Raw genomic sequence first — 5,419 nt, 5'->3', positions numbered from 1 at the left:
CTGTCGCTTTGCCCCTAAAGGCGAGATAAGGAACTCAACAAAATCAAGGGCAAGCCTTTGCCGGTAAATGTGAGATTTTGCCGATAAAATCGAGATTTTTCCCCCTAAAAGTGAGACAGCGTTTACAGGGGTGTGCGGCTGGCTGCGATGGAGATGAAACGGGACCTGACAGAGTTCGCCAAGATCGCCTTGCTCCGGACCTATCACAAGGAAGCCCGTTGGCTCGCCACCGTCGATCGTATCGCGCCAGATACAGCACCGCTTTCACACGCAGGATCAAAGAGCACCGAACAAACCTGATCGGCATCTCGTCTTTAAGGGCAAAGAATCTTGCTTTTCGGCACCCAACGCGACGAATCTCAAAGTTAAAGGCAAAGTGACAGCGGCCCTCTACATCAACGTGGCCGAGCAGCCCGCCCGCCTAGGGCTGGACGATCACGCCCTGCTGACCGAGTGGAAGCCATCCTACAAGCATGGCTTGGCCATGCAGGCGCCCCTCGCGGTCCTTGGCTTCCTGCTCGGGCTGGCGGCGTGGTGGCAGGCCGAGCACGTCGGGTGGGTGATCGGGGCGCTGCTCATGATTGCGAACTGGCCCGTCACGTTCTTCGCCATCATGCCCACCAACAACAGGCTCATGGCAACCGATCCTGCCGCGGCTGGTGTCGCTTTGCCCCTAAAGGCGAGATAAGGAACTCAACAAAATCAATGGCAATCCTTTGCCGCCAAATGTGAGATTTTGCCTATGAAAGCGAGATTTTTCCCCCTTAAAGTGAGACAGCGTTTACAGGGGGGCTAGCTGCGATGGAGATGGAACCGGACCTGACAGAGTTCGCCAAGGTTCCTTTGCTCCGGACCTATCACAAGGAAGCCTGTTTGCTCGCCACCGTCGGTCGTATCGCGCGCCAGATACAGCACCGCGTTCACACGCAGGGATCAAAGAGCAGCGAACAAACCTGATCGGCATCTCGCCTTTAAGGGCAAAGAATGTCGCTTTTCGACACCCAACGCGACGAATCTCAAAGTTAAAGGCAAAGTGACACTGGATCGGCCTGCACGAGCCCGGTCTCGATCTCCTGAGGAGGGTTCAGGCGGAGTTCGGCCTGCACGATCTGGCCATCGAGGATGCTCTCAAGGCCCACCAGCGGCCCAAGATCGAAAAGTATGGCGAGGCGCTGTTCGTCGTGGCCCGGACGGCCCAGATGGTAGAGGGGCGCATCGCCTTCGGCGAGACGCACCTGTTCGTCGGCCGCGGCTACGTGGTCTCGGTCCGCCACGGCGCCTCGACGAGCTACACGCCGGTGCGGGAGCGCTGCGAGGCCGCTCCAAAGGTATTCTCGGAGGGCGAGGACTTCATCCTCTATGCCATCCTCGACTTCATCGTCGACAACTACATGCCGGTGATCGAGATGATCCAGGCGGAGGTGGAGGGGATCGAGGACAGCATCCTGGGCACGAACCGGCCCCGGCATCAGATCAGCCGCTTGTACCAGCTCCGCCGGGACCTCCTGCGCCTGCGCAATGCCGCCGTTCCGCTGGTGGAGGTCTGCCGCCGTCTCGAGCAGCCGGGTCTGCCCGGGATCGATGCCGCGATGCAGCCGCTCTTCCGCGACGTCTCCGACCACATCCGACGGGTCCAGGAGGAGATCGAGTCCCTGCGCGAGGTGCTCGCCTTCGCGTTCGAGACCAGCCTGATGACCGGGCAGGCGCAGCAGACCGAGATCACCCGCAAGCTGGCCGCCTGGGCGGCCATCCTGGCGGTGCCCACGGCGGTGGCGGGCATCTACGGCATGAACTTCGAGCATATGCCCGAGCTGGAATGGAAGTACGGCTATGCCCTCGTGCTGGCAGTCATCGTGTCGGTATGTGGCGGTCTCTACTGGCGCTTCCGGCGGAACCACTGGCTCTAACCGCTGCCGGTTTTAGTCAAGCTCCGCTTCGCCCCCGACGCCGGAGGCCCCGTCCAGATCGACTTCCGTCATGGCATGAGCGCTCGGGGCTCCCAAGATCACCACTGCCGCAGCAGCAAGGGGGCAACGGTGCGCGATGCCGATCGTCCTAAGCATCCGTTCAGGCAGGACGTCCTACAACGTGATGCAACGCAAAGTGGCAAGACGGGTGATTCTAGGCCACGGGCCCGTGGAGGAGGCGGACATGGCAACACGACGGCTTCGCCTGGCCCTGTGGCAGCGCTGCCGCTCCCTGAGGCGGCAGGCCACGGCGCAGGAGGATGCAGCCGAGCACCTGATCGTGTTAGCCAACACCCTAGCCACCTTCGGCCGACCGGAGGCTGCACGGCACTTGGCGGGGATCGCCCTGCGCTTTCGGGTGAAGGCCATCTGCCTGACGGCCAGGGCCAATGCACTGAACTGGCAGGCAGGACATTTCGTCGAATTCGGTCGATCCAGAGCTGAGACGCGCGGATGCAATGGCCACAGCGCTGGTCAATCGCACGGAACCGGCATGCACAAGACCTCAGGCTCAGGATCCGCCTGGTGGGGCGAAGAAGCAGATAATCTTCCTGGCGGGTGACTCGCAGAGGTGAAAGTGCTGGTCCGGGGACAGCCTGGCGATCCCCCGCGCGATGCCGCGCCCGTCCCAGAGCTGCCAACCATCCCTGGTCTCGGCGACCGTTTCACCGCTCTCCTCGGCCAAAGCACGGCAATCCTTGTCGCTGCAACAGGAGGCAGGATACCAGTCATGCGCAAGCGCCGTCGATGAACCAAGAAGCAGCAGCCCAATCAGCCGACCTAAAGGGCGAACCATGAGAGAGACTCCGTACGACGCAATAGCCAAGGTTCTGCGGTCCGGATGCGGCCTTCAGTTGCCCGTCCGGTCGCGCCAGCGGGTCTCGCCCGCCATGCAGTCTGCCCTGGCGTCCCTGCTTTGAGCTCGCGTGACCAGCGGAGCCGGAGGGGACAACAGCCCTGAGACCTCCAGGATGATCTTGGTCTTGATCGCCTGCTGGAACTGCTCCTTCTCCCGGGCTGGTACCATGAAGGCGCCTTGGCCGCCGATGACGCAGTCGCGGAAGTAGATGTCGAGATCCGGATCGTCGAGCGAGCCCGGCTTCTTCAGCATGATCGGCAGGCCGTTGATCGTGATCCCCCTGGCAACGGCCTCGTCGCGGGCGTGCGTGACAGGGCGGCCCTGGTTGTTGGCCCCGTCGCCGGACACGTCGATCACCTTGCGATTTGCCTCCAGGCCACTGTTCTCGAATAGCTTCGCAGCCGCGTCGATAGCACCGGAGACCGAGGTGCGCTGCGCCCTCCGTAAAGGGGTTGAGGTGATCCGGTCGGCAAAGGCCATCAGGCTCTCGGAGTTGTCGAGGACCGTCCAGGGGATGATCACCTTTTGGTCCTCCAAGCCTGCCCATTCCATGTAGGTAACGCCGATTCGGCCCAGCATGCCGTTGCGGATCGCGTCATGGACGAGCGGCGAGCGGAACGCCTCGGCAAAGCCCTCCCGCTGCAACTCCTGCTCGTCCATGTCCATCGAGTAGGAGATGTCGACCGCAAGGACGAGGGCGAGATCCACCTCCGTCTGCGCCTGTGCCGGCACGATTGGCAGTAAGGTGACTACCCAGACGAAGGCGGACAACCACAGCACGCGCACGGGGTGGAGCATGGCAACCCTCCTGGCGATCAGCCGGAGGGACGAGGACTAGAGCCAGCCCCTCCACTTGAACCAATGATAGGGCAATACGGCCGAGATCACCATGAGCACCAGGGCGACAGCATAGCCGTAGTCCCAGCGCAGTTCCGGCATGAACTCGAAATTCATGCCGTAGATCGTGCCCACCAGGGTGGGCGGCAGGAACAGCACGGCGGCAATCGAGAACACCTTGATGATGCGGTTCTGGTCGAGGTTGATCAGCCCGAGCGTCGCCTCATGCAGGTACACGATCTCGGACGAGAGCTGCCCCTCATAGGCCGAGAGGGAGCGCAGGTCCCGCTCGACCTGCTTCAGACGGGCCGGGCTGCCGTTGGTCAGCCACTGCTCTGCCCCCTGCCGCACGTACGGGATGAGCCGCGAGAGCGACAGCAGGCTCTCGCGCAGGATCGCCACGGTCATGTTCTTGCGCCCAAGCCGACGAATGAGGGCTTGGAGTTCATCCTCTACGCGCTTGACCTTGCGGCGCTTCGGATTACGGTCCTCGACGAAGAGCCTGGTCGAGACCTCGTTCAGGTCGGCGGCGACCATCTCCAGCACGTCGGCGGCGCGTTCGACGATGCTCTCCAGCAGGGAGGCGAGGAGGCTGTCGCTGGTGGTGTGGGCTTCCGGCTGGCGCTGGCACTTGGCCATGAACGTGCGGAAGGGCACCGGATCGGCGTAGCGCACCGAGACCAGATGGGTCTTTGTCAGGACGAAGGTGACCTGGGTGCGGGCGGGCCGGCCCTCGGCGACGCCGTTGATGATGACGGCCGTCATGACCAAGGCATCATGCTCCTGGTACAGACGGGCCGACTCCTCGATCTCGGCCATCTCCTGCCGGGTCGGCACCTGAAGCCCGAGCATCGCCTCCACTGCCTTCTCCTCCTCGTGCGCGGGATCAAGCAGGTCGATCCAGAGCACGTCGGCGGGGGCCGGGAGCGTCGTGCTGTCCTGCGCCAGGCGCACGAGTCGGCCCTGGCGCAGGCCATGGAAGTTCATCATCGGGTAGTCCTCAGGCAGGAACGGCTAGCCGCGCGTGGGCTTCGGCGGGGTGGCGTGATGGGCGAGGTTGTCTGGCGGGGATGTTCCGGCTTCAGGGCCGAGGGCAACGGCGGCGACGTGTAGGCCGATGATCGGCACAAACACGAGGCCAAGGAGAAGGACCACCATCAGCAGGATGCTGCGGTCGTCGGATTGGATATCCCCGTTGCCCATGCGGGCACGGGAGGAGAACAGGTTCAGGAGGGTCATGGCTCACCTCGGTTCCGACCAGCCGTCGCGGGCCGGTCGCGGGCGAGCCGATCAAGCGATCAGGCGTCCGCGCAGGCCAGTGACGGCGTGGTCAATCGACTGTGACTGTCGCTCGGCATCGGGTTCAGGGTTCCTGTGGGTCTGCGGTCTGCCGAAGCAGGCTGCGGATGGACAAGCCAGATGCGCCCATTGCGGTTCCCGGTCAAGCCCCGATGCACCCCTTCACCGCAGCATTCGCCCGTGACCGACACCGGGCGGAATCGGTTCCGGGAGAACCAGCGGACGCCCGCCGGCAGCCGCTCCCGGTACGGTAACGGCTATGCATGAACGATTGCAAAGGCTTACGATGCGAGCAGCCTGGGAATCCGCCATGCTCACTGGTCAGCTCGCCCTCCTTGTTGCCGCCGTGTTTTCGGGCGCGGCTGTCGCTTTGCCCCTAAAGGCGAGATAAGGAACTCAACAAAATCAAGGGCAAGCCTTTGCCGGTAAATGTGAGATTTTGCCGATAAAATCGAGA

The 5,419-nt window shown here is 63.0% G+C and carries 5 protein-coding genes and 1 pseudogene; 3 read left to right on the top strand and 3 right to left on the bottom strand.

The genetic code is table 11. The annotated features are described in order from the left end of the window. The first annotated feature begins 376 nt into the window (after positions 1 to 376). From BLP10_RS22615 to BLP10_RS22605, 3 genes and pseudogenes are all read left to right on the top strand, one after another. Positions 377 to 688, top strand: coding sequence for an anthrone oxygenase family protein (locus BLP10_RS22615; protein ID WP_091139981.1), 312 nt, complete (start codon positions 377 to 379; stop codon positions 686 to 688). A 352-nt stretch (positions 689 to 1,040) separates the two neighbouring features. After that, positions 1,041 to 1,907, top strand: a pseudogene (locus tag BLP10_RS22610) (magnesium and cobalt transport protein CorA); the annotation flags it as partial. A 244-nt stretch (positions 1,908 to 2,151) separates the two neighbouring features. Then, positions 2,152 to 2,529 carry a hypothetical protein gene (locus tag BLP10_RS22605; RefSeq protein WP_091139975.1) on the top strand — a complete coding sequence of 126 codons (378 nt, stop codon included), beginning with the start codon at positions 2,152 to 2,154 and terminating at the stop codon, positions 2,527 to 2,529. A 288-nt stretch (positions 2,530 to 2,817) separates the two neighbouring features. Here the strand turns inward: BLP10_RS22605 and BLP10_RS22600 are convergent, their stop codons facing one another. From BLP10_RS22600 to BLP10_RS22590, 3 genes are read right to left on the bottom strand one after another with little or no spacing between them, the layout of a single operon-like run. Continuing rightward, complete coding sequence (locus BLP10_RS22600) at positions 2,818 to 3,624, bottom strand: DUF1194 domain-containing protein (protein WP_091139972.1); 807 nt, start codon at positions 3,622 to 3,624, stop codon at positions 2,818 to 2,820. A gap of 36 nt (positions 3,625 to 3,660) precedes the next feature. Continuing rightward, complete coding sequence (locus BLP10_RS22595) at positions 3,661 to 4,653, bottom strand: magnesium transporter CorA family protein (RefSeq protein ID WP_091139968.1); 993 nt, start codon at positions 4,651 to 4,653, stop codon at positions 3,661 to 3,663. A 24-nt stretch (positions 4,654 to 4,677) separates the two neighbouring features. After that, on the bottom strand, positions 4,678 to 4,902 hold the full coding sequence (locus BLP10_RS22590; protein WP_139165592.1) for a hypothetical protein: 225 nt from the start codon (positions 4,900 to 4,902) through the stop codon (positions 4,678 to 4,680). Positions 4,903 to 5,419 lie beyond the last annotated feature (517 nt).

The sequence above is a fragment of the Microvirga guangxiensis genome (genome assembly GCF_900102135.1).
Taxonomy (GTDB): domain Bacteria; phylum Pseudomonadota; class Alphaproteobacteria; order Rhizobiales; family Beijerinckiaceae; genus Microvirga; species Microvirga guangxiensis.
Note: the sequence above shows the minus strand (reverse complement) of the source record. Positions and strands in the feature narration are given on the sequence as shown.